Below are 19,235 nucleotides of genomic sequence, written 5' to 3'. Positions count from 1 at the left end.
CAGGGCGACCACATTGGCCAGTCCGAAGACACGACGCGGCCTTCGAACGACACTGCAGACATGACGACTCCTCGGTTCGTGGTTCTGACACATTGTGCCAACTTGACTCATACTGCCACACGCTGTCTGAGATACTTGCGGAATGACCGATGAGGCGCTCCCGTCAGCGGACGTCGCTGCTCCGCTGCGCGAGCGCCGTCGCGCGAGCACCCGGCGTGACATCGCCGACGCAGCCCTGCGCCTCTTCGAACAGCAGGGATACGACCGCACGACCGTCGAACAGATCGCAGCCGCCGCAGGCATTTCCCTGCGCACGTTCTATCGCCACTCCTCGAGCAAGGACGAGGCGCTGACGTTCGGACTGGCGACCGGCCCGTCGGAGCTGGCATCCGAGATACGCGCACGGCGTTCCCTTCCGTTCGACGACGCGGTTCTCGACGCGTTCGTCTCGGTGGCAGGAAACGACCACCAACGCAGGGAACTGCGTGTCGTCCTCGGCACGCCGGCTCTTCGCTCCGCGTGGCTCGCGGCCGGTCAGGCCGCCCGGGACGACCTCGCGGAGTTGATGACGGAACGCGGTGTCGTACGACCCGCGTTCCGGGCGCGGGCTCGGGCAGCCGCGATCGCCGCACTCCTCACCACCGTCATCGAGGAGTGGACGTTCTCGGACATGAGCCTCGAACCACTTGCCCGCGAGGCGTTGTCCGTTCTCGCGCCGGCAGAGGCGCGAGCATGAGGGACGACGGCGAGGAGGACCGACGTCGTGCGTGATTGGATCATCAGGCTCACTGCCATCGACGACGACGCCGCGTCGGCGCTTCGGGTCATCGAACACTTCGACACCTTGGTCGACGAACGCGTCCCTGCGACAGCGCTGCTGCGCGCAGTCACGGTCCTCGCCGACTGCGGCGCCGGGTTCCACGACCCCGATCGAGGACTGCCCATCGAGGTGGACGAACACGGTCGCACCTCCTCGACACCGGACGTGTCCACTCGTCCCCACCTCGAGCAGTTCGGAAGCATCACGGTCTGGCTGAACCGGACGGGGCCACCGTGGCCACTGGACCACCTGATCCTGGAACGTTTCGCCCGCAGCCTGCAATCCGTCGAACAACCGCGGGAGCGGCATCCGGTCGTCGCCGCGATCCGGACGGTCTGCGACGCGGACGCCTCCCCGGCGCACCGCAGTGCCGCACTGGCAACTCTCGGACTGACGGGACCGATCGTCATCGCGGCGACGTTGCCCCGCGATTCCCGTCGCACCCCGATCGGAATGACCGCCGACGGCGCGCGTGTCCATCTGCTCTCGAGCCGACCCACACTCGCCGGCGTGCCGACCGATGCCGCGGCCGGTTACACGATCACCGACGGGCTCCTCGTGTGCACGCGCTGGCAGCGTGCCGTGTCGGCCCTGAAGATCGCCGTCGACCCGGCCACCGGCGGACCGGCGCACGTCTGCCACGACGATCTCGGCGCCGTGGCGGACCTGATCGACAACATCGATGCCACCACGGCTTCCAGATCGGCGGACGTGCAGGTATTGGAATCTTTACGGCTGCAACGACAGTGGGTGACCGGACTGCTCGACAGCATCCTGAGTCACAGCAGTGTGCGCGAAGCTGCCCGTCGGCAGAATCTCCACCATTCGACACTCCAACAACGCCTCGACTGGCTCCAGAGCCGGCTCGGATACACCGTCCTCAGTCCCACCGGTCACGCGCGAGCCAGTACGACGCTTCTGCTCTGGCGCATCTCTCGCGCCGCGCAGAACAGGACGACACCGGCCGTGGATCCTCTCCCCGAGCGGCGACCGCCACGTGGCGGGTGAGGTACGCCACACTCGACGACATCGGCGGCTGTGACCGGCCGCCCTCCGCCTGTTGACTGTCGTCATGACTCGAACACAACCGACGCCGACGTCGCTCCCCGTCGCTCCCCCGCTCGATCCCGAACTCGTCCCTCCGCTGAAGATGATTCTGGGTGCGGTCCCCACGCTGGGTGCCGACACCCTCGACGAGGTGCGGTCCATCACCCTGAACGGCCTTCCGGGGGCCGAGGAGGTCGACTGGACCGCGGGTGGCCGAGTGCGGGTCGAGGATGTCGTGGTTCCCGGTGACGGTGGAGACGCCGACCTGCAGATGACGGTTCTCAAGCCTGCCGTCGGGGACGGCCCGTGGCCCCTCGTCTACTTCGTGCACGGCGGCGGCATGGTGATCGGTGGGCGGCTCGTCGGCTTGGACGCACTCGTGCGCTACGCGGCCGAGGGACACGCGGTGATCGCCTCCCTCGAATACCGGGTGGCTCCGGAGCATCCGGACCCCACACCGGTGAACGACTGCTACTCCGGATTGCGGTGGGCCGCCGAGAATGCGGATCTTCTCGAGATCGATGTCGACCGCATTCTGGTGAGCGGAGTCAGTGCCGGCGGCGGACTCGCCGCAGGAATCGCCCTGATGGCACGCGACCGCGACTTTCCGCACCTCACTCATCAGATCCTGTGCTGCCCGATGCTCGACGACCGATTCATCACCCACAGCTCACGCATGATCGCCCGAGGGTCTGCGTTGTGGACGAGCGATTCCAACGAGTTCGGATGGTCGTCGCTGCTGGGCGACCGTCGAGGTGGCCCGGAAGTGTCGGAGTACGCAGCCCCGGCGCGCGCCGAGAATGTGGCAGATCTGCCGCGGACCTACATCGACGTCGGCTCCGTCGAGGTCTTCCGAGACGAAGCTCTGGACTACGCACAGCGGCTCTCCCGGGCCGGCGTCAATGTCGACTTCCACCTGTGGGGCGGAGGCTTCCACGGGTACGAGATGGTGACCAATGCCGCACTGACACAAGCGGCCGCGGCGACCCGGCACGAGTTCTTCCTGCGCGCGCTGGAACGCTGAGTCGAGTCATCGAGAGTCGTGTTCGGTCACTGCCCTGTCCACCATCGCGAAGGCCGCGTTGCTGTTCGGCACTCCCGCGTACACCGCGGTGTGGAGAAACACCTCGGCGAGCTCGTCGGCGGACAGCCCCGCTCGCAACGCCGCCCTGATGTGCATGTCGAGCTCGTGCTGGTTGCCGACCGCGGTCAGGATGGCGAGCGTCAGAAGGCGCCTGAGGTGGTGGTCGAGTCCCGGTCGTGCCCAGACGTCGCCCCATGCCGTGCGCGTGATGAAGTCCTGAAACGGAGCCGTCACGTCGGTGGTGCGTTCGATGCTCCGGTCGACGTGTGCGTCCCCGAGCACGCTCCGACGTTGCCGCATCCCCTCGGCACGAGCTGCGGCCCTTCCCGTGTCGTACTCGCCGTGGGAAATGTGGTCGACGAGCAACCGCGTCACCTCTCCCGCACGCTCGACATTCGCGAGATGCGCTGCAGCCGTCAGAACGTGCAGGCGCGACCGTGCGATGCCGTCGGCGAGAATCCGAGCATCGGAGGGAGGTGTGGCGGGATCCTGCTCACCCGCGATCACGAGGGTGGGTGCACTGATGCGGCCCAGGTCCTCTCGGTCGTCCCACCCGGCCAGCGCATCACAACACGAGGCGTAGCCCTCGTCCGACGTGGCGGACACCATGCGGCGGTGGCGAGAGACGAGATCGGCGTCGCGTGCGACGAGTTCGGGTGTGAACCAGCGAGACACCACCGCGTGCGCGACGGAATCCGTGCCCTTCGCTCGCACGGCCGCGGCGCGGTCCGACCAGCCCCGCGGTTCGCCGAATCGCGCCGCGGTGCACATCAAGGTCAGTGTCTGCACCCGGGCAGGTCGATGGACCGCAATCCATTGTGCCACTGCGCCGCCCAACGACAGACCGACCAGATGGACGCGATCGAGTCCGTTCGCGTCGAGGACGGCGAGAACGTCCTCGGACAGGTCGGCGATCGTGTACGGCCCGTTCGGTGTCGGTGATCGTCCGTGTCCGCGGAGATCGACGACGATGACGTCGGCGACCTCGGTGAGGGCGCTGCGCTGGGCATCCCACATGGATCGATCGGAGCCGAGCGACCCGACCAGGACGACCGTCGCCCTCATCGGCGAACGGCCCGTGACCAGGTCGTAGGACAGCTCAACGGTCATGACGTCCTCCGGTACGCAGGTGAACCATGGAGAGGACGCGGTCGACGATGTCGCCCGCGTGGCCGAGATGGTCGGCCGGGTCCAGCAGGCGCCGCACCACGGCCGGTTCGAGGTACTCGGTGATGGCGGGGTCGGTGTCGAGCGTGCCTCCGACGGCGCACGCGGCCGTGACGATCTCCCGAGCGTGGTCGGTGTGAGCATCGAGCGCCGTCGTGACGCGCTCGGCGAGAAGTAGTCCGTGAGTGATCTCGAGGTTCCTGGCCATCGCATCGGCGTGGACCAGAAGACCGCCCATGCTCACCGCGAGCTTGTCGGCTCCCCCGGCAGTCAGACGCAGCAGGTCGGTCATTGTCTCCCACTCCGCGTGCCATGCACCGGTCGCACGTTGGTGTTCGTGGTCCATGCCGGCCAGAACGGTGGCGACGAGGCCGGGTACCCGCCGCACCGCTGCGCGGGCGGTGACGGCGGCGATCGGGTTTCGTTTGTGCGGCATCGCGGAAGAACCACCGGGTGAGCGTTCGCTGACCTCGCCCAGCTCGGTCGAGGCCAGCGAGGTGATGTCGAGGGCAGGTTTCGCGATGGCACCCGCGGCCGTGCCGAGGGCGCCGGCGATCTCTGCGATGCGGGTGCGGTCGGTGTGCCAGGGAATGCCCTGATGCGTCAGTCCCAGTTCGTCGGCGAGTGCGTCCGCGAGGCGCAGACCGTACGGGTGCACAGCTGCCACAGTTCCTGCTGCGCCGCCGAATTGGACCGAGGTCGCCGCAGCGACGCGGGCGAGCGCATCGTCGGCACGCAGAAGGCCGGACGTCCAGCCGGCGGCGACGGCGCCGAACGTCGTCGGCACGGCCTGCTGGCCGAGAGTGCGACCTGCCATGGGTGTGCCGCGGTGCTCGAGCGCGAGATCTGCGCCCGCATCGACACAGGCACCGATCGACTGCCGGACGGTCGCGATCGAGTTCTTCACGATGAGCATGAGTGCCGTGTCGAGGATGTCCTGGCTGGTCGCACCGAGGTGCACTGCGGACGCCGGCACACCTGACACGGCGACAGCCGCACGAAGAGCGGACACCAGAGGAATGACAGGATTCCCCCCCACTGCGGCGTCGATGCCCAGTGTCTCGATGTCCACTCCCCCGGGGGCACCGAGTTCCGCGGCGGCCGCCGTGATCGTGCCCGCATGCTCCGGTGCGATCAGCGCGTGGCGCGCCGCCGCCCGTCCGAGCGCAGCCTCGACGTCGAGAACCGCTGTCACCCAGGCCTGGTCGGAGACGGTGGCCGAGACGTCCCGAGCCCCGAACGTCGGATCGAACAGATGACCGCGCGTCATGGTCGCGTTCCCCCTGTCACAGCTCGAACTGTCACAGCTCGAAGAACGGGGTCTCGTCGCCGTCCGGATCGCTGTCCTGGATCACCACGTCGAGATGGTATCCAGCGGCAGTGTGCCGTGCGATCAACTTGCCCCGTCGTTCGGCGGCCAATGCCCCCAGAACGGGGTCCGCAGCGTTGGCCGACGGCTCGTCCGGGAAGTAGATGCGAGTGACGAGCCGATCGAGCATGCCACGTCCGAAGATGGCGAGGTCGATGTGCGGCGCCTCGATTCGACCGTTCTCCGCCGGCAACGGCCCGGGTTTGACGGTCCGCACGGCTGCCGTGCCGGAAGCGTCGGCCACCGCTCGACCGAAACCTCGAAATCCTGGCGGTGTCGGCGATGCCGGTCCGCGGGGATCGTCGGGGTGATCGAACCGGCCGGCTGCATCTGCCTGCCAGGTCTCGATCATGGCATCGGACACCGGTGTGCGGCTGCCGTCGACGATGGTGACGGTGACGATCATGGCACCGACCGCATCGGCGCTCACCACGCTGGGCCCGTCGATCCAGGGCAAGGCGATGTGCAGGTAGGGGCCGACGGTCTGTGAGGGTGTCTGTCCGAACGGTGCAGTCGTGAAGTCTGCGCCGGGGGTGACGGGGTACCGAGGTGCGAACGCGTGAGCCACATCGGAATCACTCATCGTGATCGTCTCCCTCGAACGGAGTGGCATTGCGTCCCCGAAGGACGATGTCGAAACGGTACGCGAGGGCCCAGTTGTCCTGCGTAGCTTCGTAATCGAAGGCACCGATCAAACGCAGCCGGGCATCTTCGGGGGCGGCGTTGTAGATCGGATCCTGAAAAAACATCGGATCGTCGGGAAAATACATCTGGGTCACCAGGCGCTGGGTGAATGCACGACCGAACAGCGAGAAGTGGATGTGCGCGGGGCGCCAGGCATTGTGATGATTGCCCCATGGATACGCGCCGGGTCTGATGGTGGTGAATCGGTAATGTCCTGCCGCGTCGGTCATCACGCGCCCCGCACCGTCGAAGTAGGGATCGAGCGGCGCGGGCCACGTGTCGCGGGCGTGTCGATACCGACCGGCTGCATTTGCTTGCCACACCTCCACCAGTGTGTTCGGCACGCAGCGCCCGTCACTGTCGAGAACCCGGCCGTGCACGATGATGCGTTGCCCCGACGCTTCTCCGCCACGCGCGCGAGTGAGGTCCGCGTCGCCCGCGGCGATGCGCCCCTCACCGAGGACGGGTCCCGTGATCTCGGTGAGCCGCTGCGGCAGGAGAATCAGGGGTCGAGCGGGATGGCGGAGTGCTGTCGAGCGGTAGTCGGGCACGTCCCGCGGTGCGTGCGCCCCCAGCTGATCGCGATAGGTACCCGGCACGGTTCGTGCGTCACGTGGCCCGATGTCCGATGGAGTCATCTCGACGTTCCTGACGGCCGACGGGTCGTGGTCACGACGACGCGGGAGCGCCCACGTCAGGAGCGTCGGCGGGCGAACGAGGCGGAGTGCCGTTCTCCATCCACGCCAACCTGCTCCGGAATGCGGCGATCGTCTGTTCGGGGTGGGTGAGGATGTGAAATCGGTTCTCCGTGATGCCCGCCAGAACCAGGTCGGCGACATGGTCGGGTGTGACGCCGAACTTCTCGGTCTGCTCGTCGATGGTGGCGTGCACCTGCCTGCGCAGGTCCTGGGTGTCGGTTGCGGGCACGTCCGTCGGTCGGTTGCGTTCGGATTTGTTCATGTTCGTCTTCACCAGTCCCGGCGAGAGCAGACTCACGCCCACGTGCGGCGCGGTGGTGGTGCGGAGTTCCACTTCGAGGTTCTCGGTCACACCGACGACGGCGAACTTCGACGAGACGTACGGATGGAACGTGGGCAGTCCGGTGGCGAACCCTGCCATGGACGCGCAGTTCACGATGTGCGCCTCGTCCTGCGCGATCAGGTGCGGGAGAAACACCCGGCACGCATCGAGGGTGCCCCAGAAATTGACTCCCATGACCCACTCCCACGTGCGGCGGGAGAGCTCGCCGAACGGCGCACCGCCCTCGACGCCGGCGATGTTGCACAGGATGTGGACCGCGCCGTACTCGTCGAGGGTGCGTCGGGCCAACGTCTCGATGTCCTCGACGCGACTGACATCGGTACGTACCCCGATCGCCTCGCCGCCCGTTGCCCGCACCTCGTCGACGGCGGTCGCGAGGGCCGACGCCTCGACGTCCGCCATGACGACCTTGGCTCCCGCTGCCGCCAACCGGTCGGCCGTCGCTCGTCCGATTCCGCTGGCCGCACCGCTGACGACGGCCACTCTGCCTGTCACTGTCTTCATGGCAGGCAATGCTCGTCGGGGCGACGCACCCGTCGCATCGGTGGGACCACCGGTGGTGCACCTCCGGCAACCGTGCCACTGGTCGCCTCATGGATGCGACTCGTGACGGGCGTCACCGACGCTGGGGTCATGACTACTCTCTCCACACCACCGATCGACCTCGGCGACCTCGACCGCGCCCTGACCCGCATCGCCGAGGTGATCGGCGCCGACAGGGTCCGCACCGACACCGCCACCATCGAAGAGTTCCGCGATCCGTACACCGCGCAGGGGTCGGCCGACTGGGACGCGTCCGCTGTCGTCAGCCCCACGTCCACCGAGGAGGTTCAGGCCGTCGTCCGCATAGCCGGCGAGTGCCGGGTGCCGCTGTGGACCTTCAGCCAGGGCCGCAACAACACCTACGGCGGCCCGGCGCCACGAGTGAAGGGCTCGGTCGTCGTCAACCTCCGCGAGATGAACAAGGTCCTCGAGATCGACGAGGACCTCGCGTACGTCGTCGTCGAGCCCGGCGTGCGCTGGTTCGATCTCTACGAGGCTCTCGAGGCAGCGGGCGGTCGGCTGTGGACCTCCATTCCCGATCTCGGTTGGGGCAGTGTCATCGGCAACTGCACGGAGTACGGCCGCGGATACACCCAGTACGGCGACCATGCCGAGAACGTCTGCGGCATGGAGATCGTGTTGGCGAACGGAGAGGTGGTCCGCACCGGAATGTGGGCGATGCCGAACAGCGAGGTGGCGCACGTCTACCGCCACCCGTTCGGACCGCAGTTGCAGGGGCTGTTCCATTCGTCGGGGCTGGGCATCATCACCAAGATGGGCTTCTGGCTGCAGCGACGCCCTGAGACGTACGCCTCGTGCTGGGTGGAGTTCAGCGGCGACGACGCGCTCGAGGCGGTCGCCGACGGTATGCGCGAGCTCATGCTGGGCAACACGGTCACCAACTATCCGACGATCATGCGCGGGGTCCGCCTCGACGAGGACGGCAACCCGTCCTTCGATCCCGATGCCTCCCGCTGGTTGGCGAGGTTCGCCCTGTACGGCACGTCGGAAGCCGTCGACGCCCACTGGATCGCTGTCGAGCGCACCCTCGGCACGATTCCCACGGCGACGCTCCGACGCCGCGACTACGCGGGTACGGACCGCACGAGCCACGCCGGGCACGAGGACCGCGTCATGGCGGGCATCCCCGACATGGACATCCTCGCCCTCTTCGAGACGATGTACGGCAAGACGACTGCGCACCTGGACTTCTCACCCGTCGGTCCGCTCCGCGGGAAGGACGTGGTCGAGACGTCACGGCTGATGCGCTCGTTGTATCAGGAGACGGGTGAGCAGTTCTTCTCCGGCCTGATGCTCTCCCCGCGTTCGGTGATCCACATCAGCACGATGTTCTTCGACTCGACGAACGCCGAACAGACGGAACGGGTGTACGACAACTACACACGCATGGTGTCCGTCATGAGTGAGCGTGGCTACCCGATCTACCGGACCAACCTGCACCACATGGATCAGGTGGCATCGACGCTCGACTTCAACGACAACGCGCTCATGCGGCTGAACGAGACGATCAAGGACGCCCTGGATCCGGGCGGCATCCTCCAGCCCGGAAAATCCGGAATCTGGGGACGGCGCTTCCGGCAGGACTGACGGTTCAGAGCAGGGGACGACCGACGGCGCGCACGGGCGCGCCGTCGGAGCCCCGGATGTTCAACGGGGCCAGAATCACTTCGACCCGCTGCCCTGACAAGGGGGCGAGGTTGGTCAGGTGTTCGGCGATCAACACTCCCGCGCCGAGCAGGACCAGGTGGACGGGCCAGGTGAACCCGTCGGCACGCAGCGGCACGGGCAGGTCCGGGGTGCCGGTGTCGACGGCGACCATGGACACGCCCCGGTCGACGAGCCACTGCGCGAGTTCGACCGACAACGAGGGATGCCGCGCGTAGAGCGGGGTGCCGGCGTGACGCCACCATCCCGTGTCGAGGACGACGATGTCGCCGGCGCGAACGAGACCGCGATCGAGCAGAGCCTCGACGCCGTACACCTCGTCCTCGCCGGCGTCGACGCGACACACGACGCCCTCTCCCGTCAGTCTCGACAGGTCGATCTCGTCGATACTCTCGGCGCCGGCCACGAAGTGACACGGGGCGTCGACGTGAGTTCCGGTGTGCACCACCATGTCCATCCGGCTCACCGTCATCGGATCTGCGGGCATCTCGGCCACGGTCGCGAAAGTCGGCGGCGGGAAGATCGGGATGCGCGGCGCACGCGGATCGAGCCGATGTGACAGGTCTGTCCAGGGGATCACGCGACGTCGCCGAGGGCACGCGCCGCCGCCACGGTGTTCGCGAGCAGCATGGCGATCGTCATCGGGCCCACACCGCCGGGCACCGGGGTGAGCAGGCCGGCCACCGGTTCCACCTCGGCGAACCGCACGTCACCTGTCAAGCCGTCGGGGGTTCGGTGGATGCCGACGTCGATCACCGTGGCGCCGGGCATCACGGCATCACCGCCCAGGATGCCCGGCACCCCGGCGGCCACGACGATGACATCGGCCCTGCGGCACACCGCAGTCAGATCCTTGGTCCGCGAATGACATTGGGTCACCGTCGCATCCCTCTGCAGAAGTAGCTGGGCCATCGGGCGGCCCACCAGTTCCGACCGGCCGATCACCACGGCATCGGCACCCGACAGGGCCACGCCGTACTCGTCGAGCAACCGCATCACTCCACCGGGCGTGCACGGAACCAGGCCGACGCGGCCGCGGGCGAGCAACCCCGCGTTGGCGACGGTCAATCCGTCGACGTCCTTGCTCGCCGGAATGCGCGCGAGAAGGGCTGTGGTGTCGAGGTGCTTCGGTACGGGCAGCTGGAGCAGGATTCCCGACACCGCGGGATCGGCGGCCAACTCGTCCAGCACTGCCTCCAGCGCGGACTGAGTGATGTCGGCGGGAAGATGACGGTGCAGGTCCGTCATCCCGGCTTCGGTGCACTGCCGGCGCTTGTTGCGTACGTACACCTCCGAGGCCGGGTCGTCGCCGACCAGCACCGTCGCGAGACCGGGCGCCGGGCGCCCCGATGCGACGAGCGTCGACACGTCGGCGGCGACCTCGTCGCATACGGTTCGGGCGACCGCCTTGCCGTCCATCAGTCGAGCAGTCATGGATCGTCGTCTCCTTCAGAACACCATGGTCGAGTTGCCGTGCCGGACGACACGGTCCTCGCAGTGCCAGCGCACCGCGCGTGAGAGGACAGCGCGTTCGACGTCGGCACCCAGCCGAACCAGGTCCGAGGTCTGGTGTCGGTGGTCGACGCGGACGACGTCCTGCTCGATGATCGGCCCCTCGTCCAGATCCTCGGTCACGTAGTGCGCCGTCGCTCCCACGAGCTTCACGCCGCGCTCCTTGGCCTTCTGATAGGGCCCCGCGCCGATGAAGGCGGGGAGGAAGGAGTGGTGGATGTTGATCAGAGGCGCACCGACCGAGGCCAAAAAGTGTGGGGTGATGATCTGCATGTAGCGCGCGAGCACCACCAGATCGACGTTGTCGCGCAGCAGATCGAGCTGACGCTCCTCCGCCTCGGCTCTCGTCTCCCTGGTCGCCGGGATGTGGAAGAACGGCACCCCGAAGGGACGCACATCGGCCGCGAGGTCGGCGTGGTTGGAGATGACCATGGCGATCGTCATGTCCAGTTCCCCACGGCGGTTGCGCCACAACAGGTCGAGGACGCAGTGGTCGGTCTTCGAGACCATGATGGCCACGCGCTTGGGCTTCGCAGCCTCGGTGAGCGTGAACTCCATCCCGAGGCCGGCCGCGACCTCGGAGGCGAAGCCGGCTTCCAGTTCGTCCCGTGCCGCCGACAGTCCGGGTATTCGGAACTCGGTGCGTTGGAAGAACATGCCGCCGTTCGGTGCTGTCGTGTGCTGTTGCAGGGATTCGATGTTCGCACCGGCGCGGGTGAGAAATCCGCCAACGGTGGCGACGACACCAGGCTGGTCCTGGCAGCGCACCAGGAGACGAGCGAGATCGGGGTCGGTGGCCTGCACACTGCCGGCGGTGGCCGGTTGGGTGCGCGCGGTCGTGAGCGATGAGCTGGTCACGAGTGCTCTCCTGTGTCGGGAAGTGGAAACGGTGTTCGCGCGTTCGCGGCGATCCAGTCGAGGACCACACCGAGAACTTCGCGGTTGTCGAGTTCGAGAGCGAGTCCGTGGCCGTTCCCACGGAGCCCGCACTCGGCGAGGACGACGTGGTCGACCGCCACGCCTGCGCGGCGGAGGAAGTCGGCGACCGGCCCGCACGCGGCGCCCATCGACGAGGTGTCGCTCTCGACGATCGCGACGGGGACCGAGGTCAGTCCCGCGGCTCGCTCTCCGTCGAACAGTGGTGCGGCGGTGATGCCGGCGGGCAGTCGCAGCGGTGTTCCCGGTACGTCCAGGTACGGCGGCCCGGCGGGCTCGAGCGCGACCACCGCGGACACCAGATCAGGCCTGGACTCGGCCACGAGCCACGCCGCGCAGGCACCCAGCGAGTGCGCGACCACCACGGACGGTCCGAGCTCCTCCAGCAGCGAGACGAGAAGTAGAGCGTCGACTCTCTGGGCCGCAGCCAGATCCGCGGGCAGTCCCGTCGCTGACGCGGCCAGGATGCGCACTGCGGGGTCGTCGACACCTCCCGGTCCGGGCCACTGCGTGTGATCGGACCGCGCGCCGGGCGCGAACACTCGGGCCGTCATGTCCACCGCCGCGGGGGCGGGCGTGCGGCCGGGTGACCGACCGTGGCCGGGTCGATCGACGATGTGGACCCGGAAGCCCTGCTCGACCAGTAGGTCCCCCCACCCCGGTCGTCCGTCGGGCGTGGTGCCCCAATCGGTCCCCTGCCCACCACCGCCGTGCACGAGAACGACCGTCGGCCCGCGCGGCGAGTCGGGCGCTCGGGTCTCGACGAACATTGCCGCGTCCGAGTGATCGGAGTCGAGAATCCAGCGCTGAACGACGGTGGTCACGACACACCGTTCCGCACGGACACCGGCTGCGCCGCAACCCATTCCGCGATGGACGTGTGGTCGGCATCGCTCGGCAACTCGGCACCGGCTCGGTGCCACATTCTCGTCGCCGATCCGAGCAGCTCGTGCTCGACGCCCAGGCCGTCGGCGAGTCCGACGGCGATGCCCATGTCCTTGGCGAGGAGCCCCAGTCCGAATCCGGAGCGGTACTCCTCGGTCAGAACGAACGTCGGCACCTTGTGTTCGCTCGACCAACTGCGTCCCGTGGAGTTGTTGATCACCTCGAATGCGACTGCGGGGTCGACCCCGAAAGCACGCACGATGCCCAGTACCTCCACCGACGCGAGGAGTGTGACGCCCACCAGCACGTTGTTGCACGCCTTGATCGCATGACCAGCGCCCAGCTCGCCCACGTGGGTGACGGTTCCCATCGCTTCCAGCACTGTCCGGACGCGCTCGAGCACCTCGGACGGGCCGCCCGCCATCACGGTCAGACTCGCACTCTCGGCGCGCGACACACCACCCGAGACGGGCGCATCGAGGTAGTGCAGACCCACCGCATCGAGCTGCTCACCGAGCCTGCGGGTGCTGGCGGGCTCCGACGAACTCATGTCGATCACCACGGCCCCTGCACGCAGGGCAGCGAACGTCGGGTCCGTCAGGACCGATTCGACGATCGCGGAGTTCGGGAGCATGAGTACGAGGACGTCGCCGGTGACGTCGGCGAGGGTGTCGACGCTGCCGGGGGTCGCCGACCGCGCGCCGGGTGAGCGGTCGTACGAGCTCACCGAGAACCCCGCTCGCTGCAGTGCCACGACCATCGGCCGCCCCATACGCCCGAGCCCGACGAATCCGACCGACAGCGTCATGCGCCGAACTCCTGGTCGTGCGCCTGCCGGTACTCGTCGGCGGTGACCTCACGACCCCAGTCGTGGCCACCCACGGAGATCGCAGTGTGTGTCATGAACGCGCTCGACGTGGCTCCGTGCCAGTGCTGCGTCTCCCCGGGAATGTGAACGACGTCGCCGACCCCGATACGTCCGCCGTTGCCGTGTTCGTCGAACACGAATCCTTCACCGGCGGTGACGATCAGAACCTGGCCGACTCCGTGGGTGTGCCAGTTGGTCCGACCGCCGGGGGCGAAGTGGACGTTGTTGACCAACCATCCCCCGGTGGCCGGCAGAACCGGATCGCCCCAGACCTCGCCGACGAAGGTGCCGGTCCGGAGCTCGGCGGGCGATCCCTGGCGGCCGCCTCGGGCGATCGTGATCGTGGACATGGAACCCTCCTGCTGTGGTCGAGTGATCATGAGACGAACGATGTGTGGTGGCGCGGGAAACCACTGCGCAGCACCGTCATCGCGGACAACCGTCGAACGGCCTCCGCGTCGTCGACGGCCGCGGCGGCACCTCGTACGAAGCCGACGAGCGCGTCGCGGTCGGTGTCGTCGTAGACCCGACGCTTCGATGCCGTCGCCATCGGTGAGGCCTTCTCGTAGAAGATGCGCAGTCGCTCGGCCGCCCACGCGTCCAGAGGGGCGTCGTCCGAGCCGTGCACGGCATCGCTCAGCGGGTCGAGCAGCGCGAACACGTCGTACATGCCACTGGTGAGGCCGACCCCGCCTGTGGGGTTCGTCGCGTGTGCTGCGTCGCCCGCGAGCAGTACCCGACCCGCACGCATGCGATCGGCGGAACGTTGGTGCATGCGGTACGGCGTCGCGGTGACGACGTCGTAGGGCACGTCGGGAAAGCCCAGGGCGGCGAGACGAGCGGGAAGCCTATCCATGACGGTGTCGGCGGCGAGTTCGGCCGACTCACCCCACGTCCATCGCCACATCGAATCGTCGATACGCGCTATGACACAACCGTTCTCGGAGTCGAGCATCATGTTGGCGTTACCGAGACCGGCCGCGTCGAACGGGTACCGGATATCTGTGGCGACGAAGCGGTCCTTCCACGTGGTTCCGTCGAAACCGATTCCGAGGCTCGTACGGACAGCGCTGCGTGCGCCGTCGGCGCCGACCACCCACGATGCGCGCACCTCGCCAGGCGATTCCCCGCCGACGTCCAGGACGACCTCGTGCCCGTCCTGACGGACCGCGGTCACGGGAGCGCCGAGTCGGAGGGTGGCGTTCGGCAGACGGGACAGATGGTCGAGGGCGATGCGCACCACGTCGTGTTGGCCCAGGTGGATGTTCCACGGGCGCGGGGTCACCGCCTCCAGCGGCGCCAGAGACACCACGGCCTCGTCTCCTGTGGCGAGGACGCGCGTGCGGAAAGCAGTGTTGCGGATCCCGGCGGCATCGATGTCGTCCAGGACGCCGAGGGCGTCGAGCCCCTCGAGAACGTGCCAGTAGTAGACGATCGCGCGGGGCGCGGTGGGAAGCTCCTGCTCCGATTCGAGCAGGAGAACTCGGTGCCCGCGTTGGGCGAGACCGAGCGCGGTCAACGCACCCACTGGGCCGGCGCCGACGACGGCGATATCATTCGTGCTCACCGTCACAATGCTCACGATCCGGCGATCGGCTCGCATCGGGGTGACCACCAGTCGGCAGGAGGTTGTCCGGATGCACGAGCTCGTCGGCCGGGTGGCCGAGATCGCTCGACTCACCAAATTCGTCGCCGAGGTCCGGGCCGGGCGCGGTGGGTCGCTCGGAGTGTGGGGTCCACCGGGGTCGGGAAAGTCGGCGCTGCTCGCGCACATCGGTGCCTCCCCCGATCTGCGTGTGCTCTCGGCAGCGGGAGACGACTCCGAATCCGATATTCCCGGCGGGCTGCTGCACCAACTGCTGGGCCCCGTGCATCGGCCCGGCGAGCACGAACTCACCACGGATCCGCAGGCGCTGGCCGCGCTGCTGACTCGTCTCGCCGCCGCCGTGCCGACTCTCGTGATCGTCGACGACGTCGACCGGGCCGACTCGCTGTCGCAGCAGGTCCTCACCGATGTGGCCGCGCTCGCGGGGTCGTGGGGCATCGTGTTCGCCGGTCGCCGGGCCATCGAGACCGTCTCACGAGGCCTCGACCTGGCTCGACTGACCGACGAGGACAGCCGCACGCTCGTGGAGACGGTCGCGACCACCGACGGCGACACCCTCGACCAGCAGCGCCGACGGTGCCGCGTCGTCGAGGCGATCGTGGACCGGGCAGCGGGCAACCCGGGAGTTCTGGTGCTGTCCACCCGCGCCTTGATCACTCCGGACGTACTCCGTGCGGACAGCAGCGTCGACGTGTCGCGCCGTGCCGACTCGGCCGTGGCGGCACTGTGGCTCACCCGCCGGCACCTGTCACCGCACGCGCGCGAGCTGGGGCTGATGTGGTCCGTCGCCTGCGAGTGCCCCGGCTCCGTGCCGACGCCGGCGGTACCCGATTCCCTCGTCGACGACGCGGCCCTCGCCGAGCTGATCGAGAGCGGGCTCCTGGTCGAGACGGCCTCGGGAGTCGCGCCGGTACACCCGCTTCTCCCGGCCGCCGTGCTCGAGCTCGCCCCGTCCGGTGACGTACGCCGCGCCCACGCCGCTCTGGCCGACACCCTCCACACCGTCGCGGCGGATCAGGACCTGCGCGCCGCCTGGCACCGGGCCCGGGCGGCGACCACCACCGACGAGAACGCCGCCACTCGCCTCGACGGCGCCGTCACCCGGGCCGGATCCGCGCTGAGTCCGTCGGACCGAGCCCGCGCACTCGGCGTGGCCGCGGCCCTGTCCGCCGACGCCGAGCGGAGGTCGGTGCGCTGGGCCCAGGTCGCCGAGGCTCGGCTCGCGTCCGGCGATCCCGACGGCACCGAGCGCGCCGCGCTTCGCGTCGACACCGATGATGCGCCGGTCGAGGCACGCGCGCGGATCCTGCTGACCGAAGGTCTCATGGCTGCGGCCGCCCGCACACCGCAGGAGGGGTTCGAGCGCCCGATCCGTGCGGCGGAGCTGATCCACGGCGCGAACGACTCACTCGAGCTCGAGGCGCTCGCGGACGCCGCCGAGGTGTCCTGGTGGTCCGGCCGTGTCGAGTGGATCGCCCGTGTCGCCGAACTGGCAGCCGGTGGGGTGACGACGGGAAGGCCGGGAAGGCCGGAGGCCGGCCGTGTGACGCCGGAGGCCGGCCGGGAGACGACATCCCGTCGCATCACTGTCGGTGCTGTCCGTGGCTGCGCCGCACTGTTCGACGGCGACCTCGAGTCGGCGGGTGTGCACCTCCGGGTGTCGCTGGACGCGGGCACAGCCGCGGTGTCGGCGCGTGATCACCGCATGGCCGGACAGGCTGCGATGCTTCTCGGCGACGATGTCGCCGCGTTCCGCCACCTCACCGAGTCCGTGGCGCTGCTGCGCGCCGAGGGCGACGTGTTCCGGTCGTGCTTCACGCTGCACGTACTGGCATCGGTGCAGATGTGGCGAGGGCAGGCCACCCACGCGGCGGAACTCCTCGCCGAGGGCGCGGTCCTCGCCCGTCGGATCGGGGACGGCCGGAGCCAGGCGTTCGCGTTGACGATGTCGGCGCACGGAGACGGTCTGCGCGGATCGGCCGATGCGGTGCGGGATGCCGCGGACGCCGCGCTGCGTCTGGTGACGGGGCGCGACGTCGGGTACATCGCCGCTGCGGCGCACTGGGCGATGGGGCGCACCGACCTGGCCACCGGTCGACTCGCGAGCGCGCTCGAGATTCTTCAGGAGGTCACCGACCCGGAGTCGGCCACGACGCACCCTCCGACCGCACTCTTCGCACTTCCCGATCTGGTGGAAGCGGCCGTACGAAGCGGTCGGCCCGACATCGCGCGCACCGCTCTTCCCCGGTTCGCTGCGTGGGCTGCCGCCGGGTCCCCCTGGGCAGCGAGCGTGCTGCCGCGTCTGCACGCTCTGACCGCAGAGAGCGAGAGCGACGCCGAGCGATGGTTCCGTGAGGGCAGCATCGATCCCGATCGGCCGTTCGAGGTCGCGCGGACCCAGCTGCTCCACGGGGAGAGCCTCAGACGCAGGCGGCACCGCATCCGCGCCCGCGTGGTGCTGCAGGAATCGATGGCCACCTTCGCCCGGCTGCGTGTCACCGCATGGGAACAGCGTGCAGCCACCGAATTGAGCGCCACGGCGGAACGAGCGCGACGCGGACCCGACGCGGCGACCATGCTGACGTCGCAGGAACTCACCGTGGCACGTCTGGTCGCCGACGGCGCGTCCAACCAGCAGGTCGCAGAACAGCTGTATCTCAGCCGCAAGACCGTCGAGTCGCATCTGCACAAGGTCTACACGAAGCTGGGAATCGGCTCGCGGAAACAATTGCCGGGTGTCCTCGACAGCCGGTGACTGGTGATCACACCGATGCGAGTGAGCACGGTGTCTCGCACCCTCGACACATGACGCGATCGCTTACTCGTTCGACCTCTCTCGACCGCCGCGCACTCGACCGGATCACCGAGCGGATGGCATCCGACGTAGCCGACGACCTGTACGACGGCGGGGTCGTGCTGGTCGCCCGAGGTGGTGAGATCGGTCTGCACGAGGCCGTCGGGTACAGCGACCGTGCGACCGGGCGCGCAGCCGCCCCGGACGACGTGTTCTGGATCTTCTCGACCACCAAGCAGTTCACCAACGTGCTCGTGCTGAAGGCCTTCGAACACGGCCTGCTCAGCCCCATCACCAAGGTCGTCGACATCGTTCCGGAGTTCCGGGGTCCAGACCGGTTTCGCGTCGGCGCGAAGGATCGTGTCAGCGTGGCCGACCTCATGACGCACCGAGCAGGTACCAGCCCCACGCCGTGGCCGCTGCCGCCGATGGAGTGCGCCGACCTCTCGCGCACCATCAGCGCGATCGGCGAGATGGATCTGGTGGCCACGCCGGGCGAACGCGTCAGCTACTCGCCGTGCCTGGCTCACGCGCTGTTGGGTGAGATAGTGGTGCGAACGCTCGGCCGGGGCCGCTCGTTCACGCAGACCCTCCACGACGAGCTGCTCGATCCGCTGGGCATGGCCGACACCCGCATGGGCGCGCCTGCGGCGTGGACGGATCGCCTCGTGCCCGTCGTCGCGAAGTTCCCTCCCGGACAGTTCTTCTCGCCCCAGGACATCGTCGACACCGCATCCGCCGCGCACGAGGGCGCGGAGTTGCCATGGGTGGGATGCGTGTCGACCGTCTCGGATCTGTTCCGCTTCGCGGAGATGCTGCGTCGGGGCGGGGAGCTCGACGGTGAGCGGATCCTGTCCCCCGCGTCGATCGCGATGGCGACGACCGTCCAGACGGGCGACCTCGTCAACGAGCGGTACAGCCGCATCGTCGCCGAGAAGCACTGGCAGCCCTGGCTCGCGAGTATCGGTCTGGGATTCATGATGCGCGGCGCAGGCCTGCGACAGACGTTCTTCGGCACGATGTCCTCGCCGGGCACGTTCGGCGGATACGGGGCGGGATCGTCCCAGTTCTTCGTCGATCCGGAACGTGATCTGACATTCGTGTGCCTCACCGCAGGTGTGCTCGGTGAGGCGGAGAACCTGCACCGTTTCCAGACGCTGTCGGACATGACGGTGGCCGCGGCGAACTGACGG

General features: G+C 68.4%; 18 protein-coding genes. 6 read left to right on the top strand and 12 right to left on the bottom strand.

The features are described from left to right. The first annotated feature begins 142 nt into the window (after positions 1–142). The 3 genes from HQ325_RS03600 (at position 143) to HQ325_RS03590 (ending at position 2,891) form a co-directional block, all read left to right on the top strand. A complete protein-coding gene (locus HQ325_RS03600; protein WP_222626738.1) occupies positions 143–736 on the top strand; it encodes a TetR/AcrR family transcriptional regulator in 594 nt (197 codons plus the stop codon). Positions 737–763: 27 nt separating this feature from the next. Then, positions 764–1,828, top strand: a complete 1,065-nt coding sequence (locus HQ325_RS03595; protein WP_222626737.1) for a hypothetical protein — start codon at positions 764–766, stop codon at positions 1,826–1,828. A gap of 64 nt (positions 1,829–1,892) precedes the next feature. Then, positions 1,893–2,891 carry an alpha/beta hydrolase fold domain-containing protein gene (locus tag HQ325_RS03590; RefSeq protein WP_222626736.1) on the top strand — a complete coding sequence of 333 codons (999 nt, stop codon included), beginning with the start codon at positions 1,893–1,895 and terminating at the stop codon, positions 2,889–2,891. A 6-nt stretch (positions 2,892–2,897) separates the two neighbouring features. On the opposite strand, the gene pcaD is transcribed toward HQ325_RS03590, so the two are convergent. Genes pcaD through HQ325_RS03565 form a run of 5 tightly spaced genes read right to left on the bottom strand, consistent with a single transcriptional unit; the run spans position 2,898 to position 7,716 of the window. After that, positions 2,898–4,061 carry a 3-oxoadipate enol-lactonase gene (pcaD, locus tag HQ325_RS03585; protein WP_222626735.1) on the bottom strand — a complete coding sequence of 388 codons (1,164 nt, stop codon included), beginning with the start codon at positions 4,059–4,061 and terminating at the stop codon, positions 2,898–2,900. Beyond that, the gene (locus tag HQ325_RS03580) at positions 4,051–5,388 is read right to left on the bottom strand and encodes a lyase family protein (protein WP_222626734.1); all 1,338 of its coding nucleotides are present in this window, start codon (positions 5,386–5,388) and stop codon (positions 4,051–4,053) included. The genes pcaD and HQ325_RS03580 overlap by 11 nt, the downstream gene beginning before the upstream one ends. 31 nt (positions 5,389–5,419) lie before the next feature. Next, entirely contained in the window at positions 5,420–6,070 is a 651-nt protein-coding gene (gene pcaG, locus HQ325_RS03575) for a protocatechuate 3,4-dioxygenase subunit alpha (protein ID WP_222626733.1), read from the bottom strand. Then, positions 6,063–6,809 carry a protocatechuate 3,4-dioxygenase subunit beta gene (gene pcaH / locus HQ325_RS03570; protein WP_222626732.1) on the bottom strand — a complete coding sequence of 249 codons (747 nt, stop codon included), beginning with the start codon at positions 6,807–6,809 and terminating at the stop codon, positions 6,063–6,065. The genes pcaG and pcaH overlap by 8 nt, the downstream gene beginning before the upstream one ends. A 31-nt stretch (positions 6,810–6,840) precedes the next feature. Beyond that, positions 6,841–7,716 (bottom strand): SDR family NAD(P)-dependent oxidoreductase, encoded by an 876-nt coding sequence (locus HQ325_RS03565; protein ID WP_222626731.1) that lies wholly within the window; start codon positions 7,714–7,716, stop codon positions 6,841–6,843. 129 nt (positions 7,717–7,845) lie between these two features. Here HQ325_RS03565 and HQ325_RS03560 point away from each other — a divergent pair, with 129 nt between their 5' ends. Further along, positions 7,846–9,363: an FAD-binding oxidoreductase gene (locus HQ325_RS03560; RefSeq protein ID WP_222626730.1), complete on the top strand. Its 1,518-nt coding sequence runs from the start codon at positions 7,846–7,848 to the stop codon at positions 9,361–9,363. Positions 9,364–9,367: 4 nt separating this feature from the next. On the opposite strand, the gene HQ325_RS03555 is transcribed toward HQ325_RS03560, so the two are convergent. Genes HQ325_RS03555 through HQ325_RS03525 form a run of 7 tightly spaced genes read right to left on the bottom strand, consistent with a single transcriptional unit; the run spans position 9,368 to position 15,209 of the window. Next, the gene (locus HQ325_RS03555) at positions 9,368–10,021 is read right to left on the bottom strand and encodes a cyclase family protein (protein WP_222626729.1); all 654 of its coding nucleotides are present in this window, start codon (positions 10,019–10,021) and stop codon (positions 9,368–9,370) included. Then, positions 10,018–10,875 carry a bifunctional 5,10-methylenetetrahydrofolate dehydrogenase/5,10-methenyltetrahydrofolate cyclohydrolase gene (locus HQ325_RS03550; protein WP_222626728.1) on the bottom strand — a complete coding sequence of 286 codons (858 nt, stop codon included), beginning with the start codon at positions 10,873–10,875 and terminating at the stop codon, positions 10,018–10,020. The genes HQ325_RS03555 and HQ325_RS03550 overlap by 4 nt, the downstream gene beginning before the upstream one ends. A 15-nt stretch (positions 10,876–10,890) precedes the next feature. Beyond that, the gene (gene purU / locus HQ325_RS03545) at positions 10,891–11,757 is read right to left on the bottom strand and encodes a formyltetrahydrofolate deformylase (RefSeq protein ID WP_204870849.1); all 867 of its coding nucleotides are present in this window, start codon (positions 11,755–11,757) and stop codon (positions 10,891–10,893) included. 50 nt (positions 11,758–11,807) lie between these two features. Next, a complete protein-coding gene (locus HQ325_RS03540; RefSeq protein ID WP_222626727.1) occupies positions 11,808–12,713 on the bottom strand; it encodes an alpha/beta fold hydrolase in 906 nt (301 codons plus the stop codon). Then, positions 12,710–13,582, bottom strand: a complete 873-nt coding sequence (locus tag HQ325_RS03535; RefSeq protein ID WP_222626726.1) for an NAD(P)-dependent oxidoreductase — start codon at positions 13,580–13,582, stop codon at positions 12,710–12,712. The genes HQ325_RS03540 and HQ325_RS03535 overlap by 4 nt, the downstream gene beginning before the upstream one ends. Then, a complete protein-coding gene (locus HQ325_RS03530) occupies positions 13,579–13,992 on the bottom strand; it encodes a cupin domain-containing protein (protein ID WP_204870084.1) in 414 nt (137 codons plus the stop codon). The genes HQ325_RS03535 and HQ325_RS03530 overlap by 4 nt, the downstream gene beginning before the upstream one ends. A gap of 26 nt (positions 13,993–14,018) precedes the next feature. Continuing rightward, a complete protein-coding gene (locus HQ325_RS03525; RefSeq protein ID WP_222626725.1) occupies positions 14,019–15,209 on the bottom strand; it encodes an NAD(P)/FAD-dependent oxidoreductase in 1,191 nt (396 codons plus the stop codon). A gap of 70 nt (positions 15,210–15,279) precedes the next feature. On the opposite strand from HQ325_RS03525, the gene HQ325_RS03520 reads away from it, so the two are divergent. Beyond that, positions 15,280–18,003: an AAA family ATPase gene (locus HQ325_RS03520; RefSeq protein ID WP_222626724.1), complete on the top strand. Its 2,724-nt coding sequence runs from the start codon at positions 15,280–15,282 to the stop codon at positions 18,001–18,003. Between the two features lie 50 nt (positions 18,004–18,053). Next, positions 18,054–19,232 carry a serine hydrolase gene (locus tag HQ325_RS03515; RefSeq protein ID WP_222626723.1) on the top strand — a complete coding sequence of 393 codons (1,179 nt, stop codon included), beginning with the start codon at positions 18,054–18,056 and terminating at the stop codon, positions 19,230–19,232. The last annotated feature ends 3 nt before the right edge of the window (positions 19,233–19,235 follow it).

This window comes from Rhodococcus sp. BP-349 (assembly GCF_019835845.1).
Classification (GTDB): Bacteria; Actinomycetota; Actinomycetes; order Mycobacteriales; family Mycobacteriaceae; genus Rhodococcoides.
Note: the sequence above shows the minus strand (reverse complement) of the source record. Positions and strands in the feature narration are given on the sequence as shown.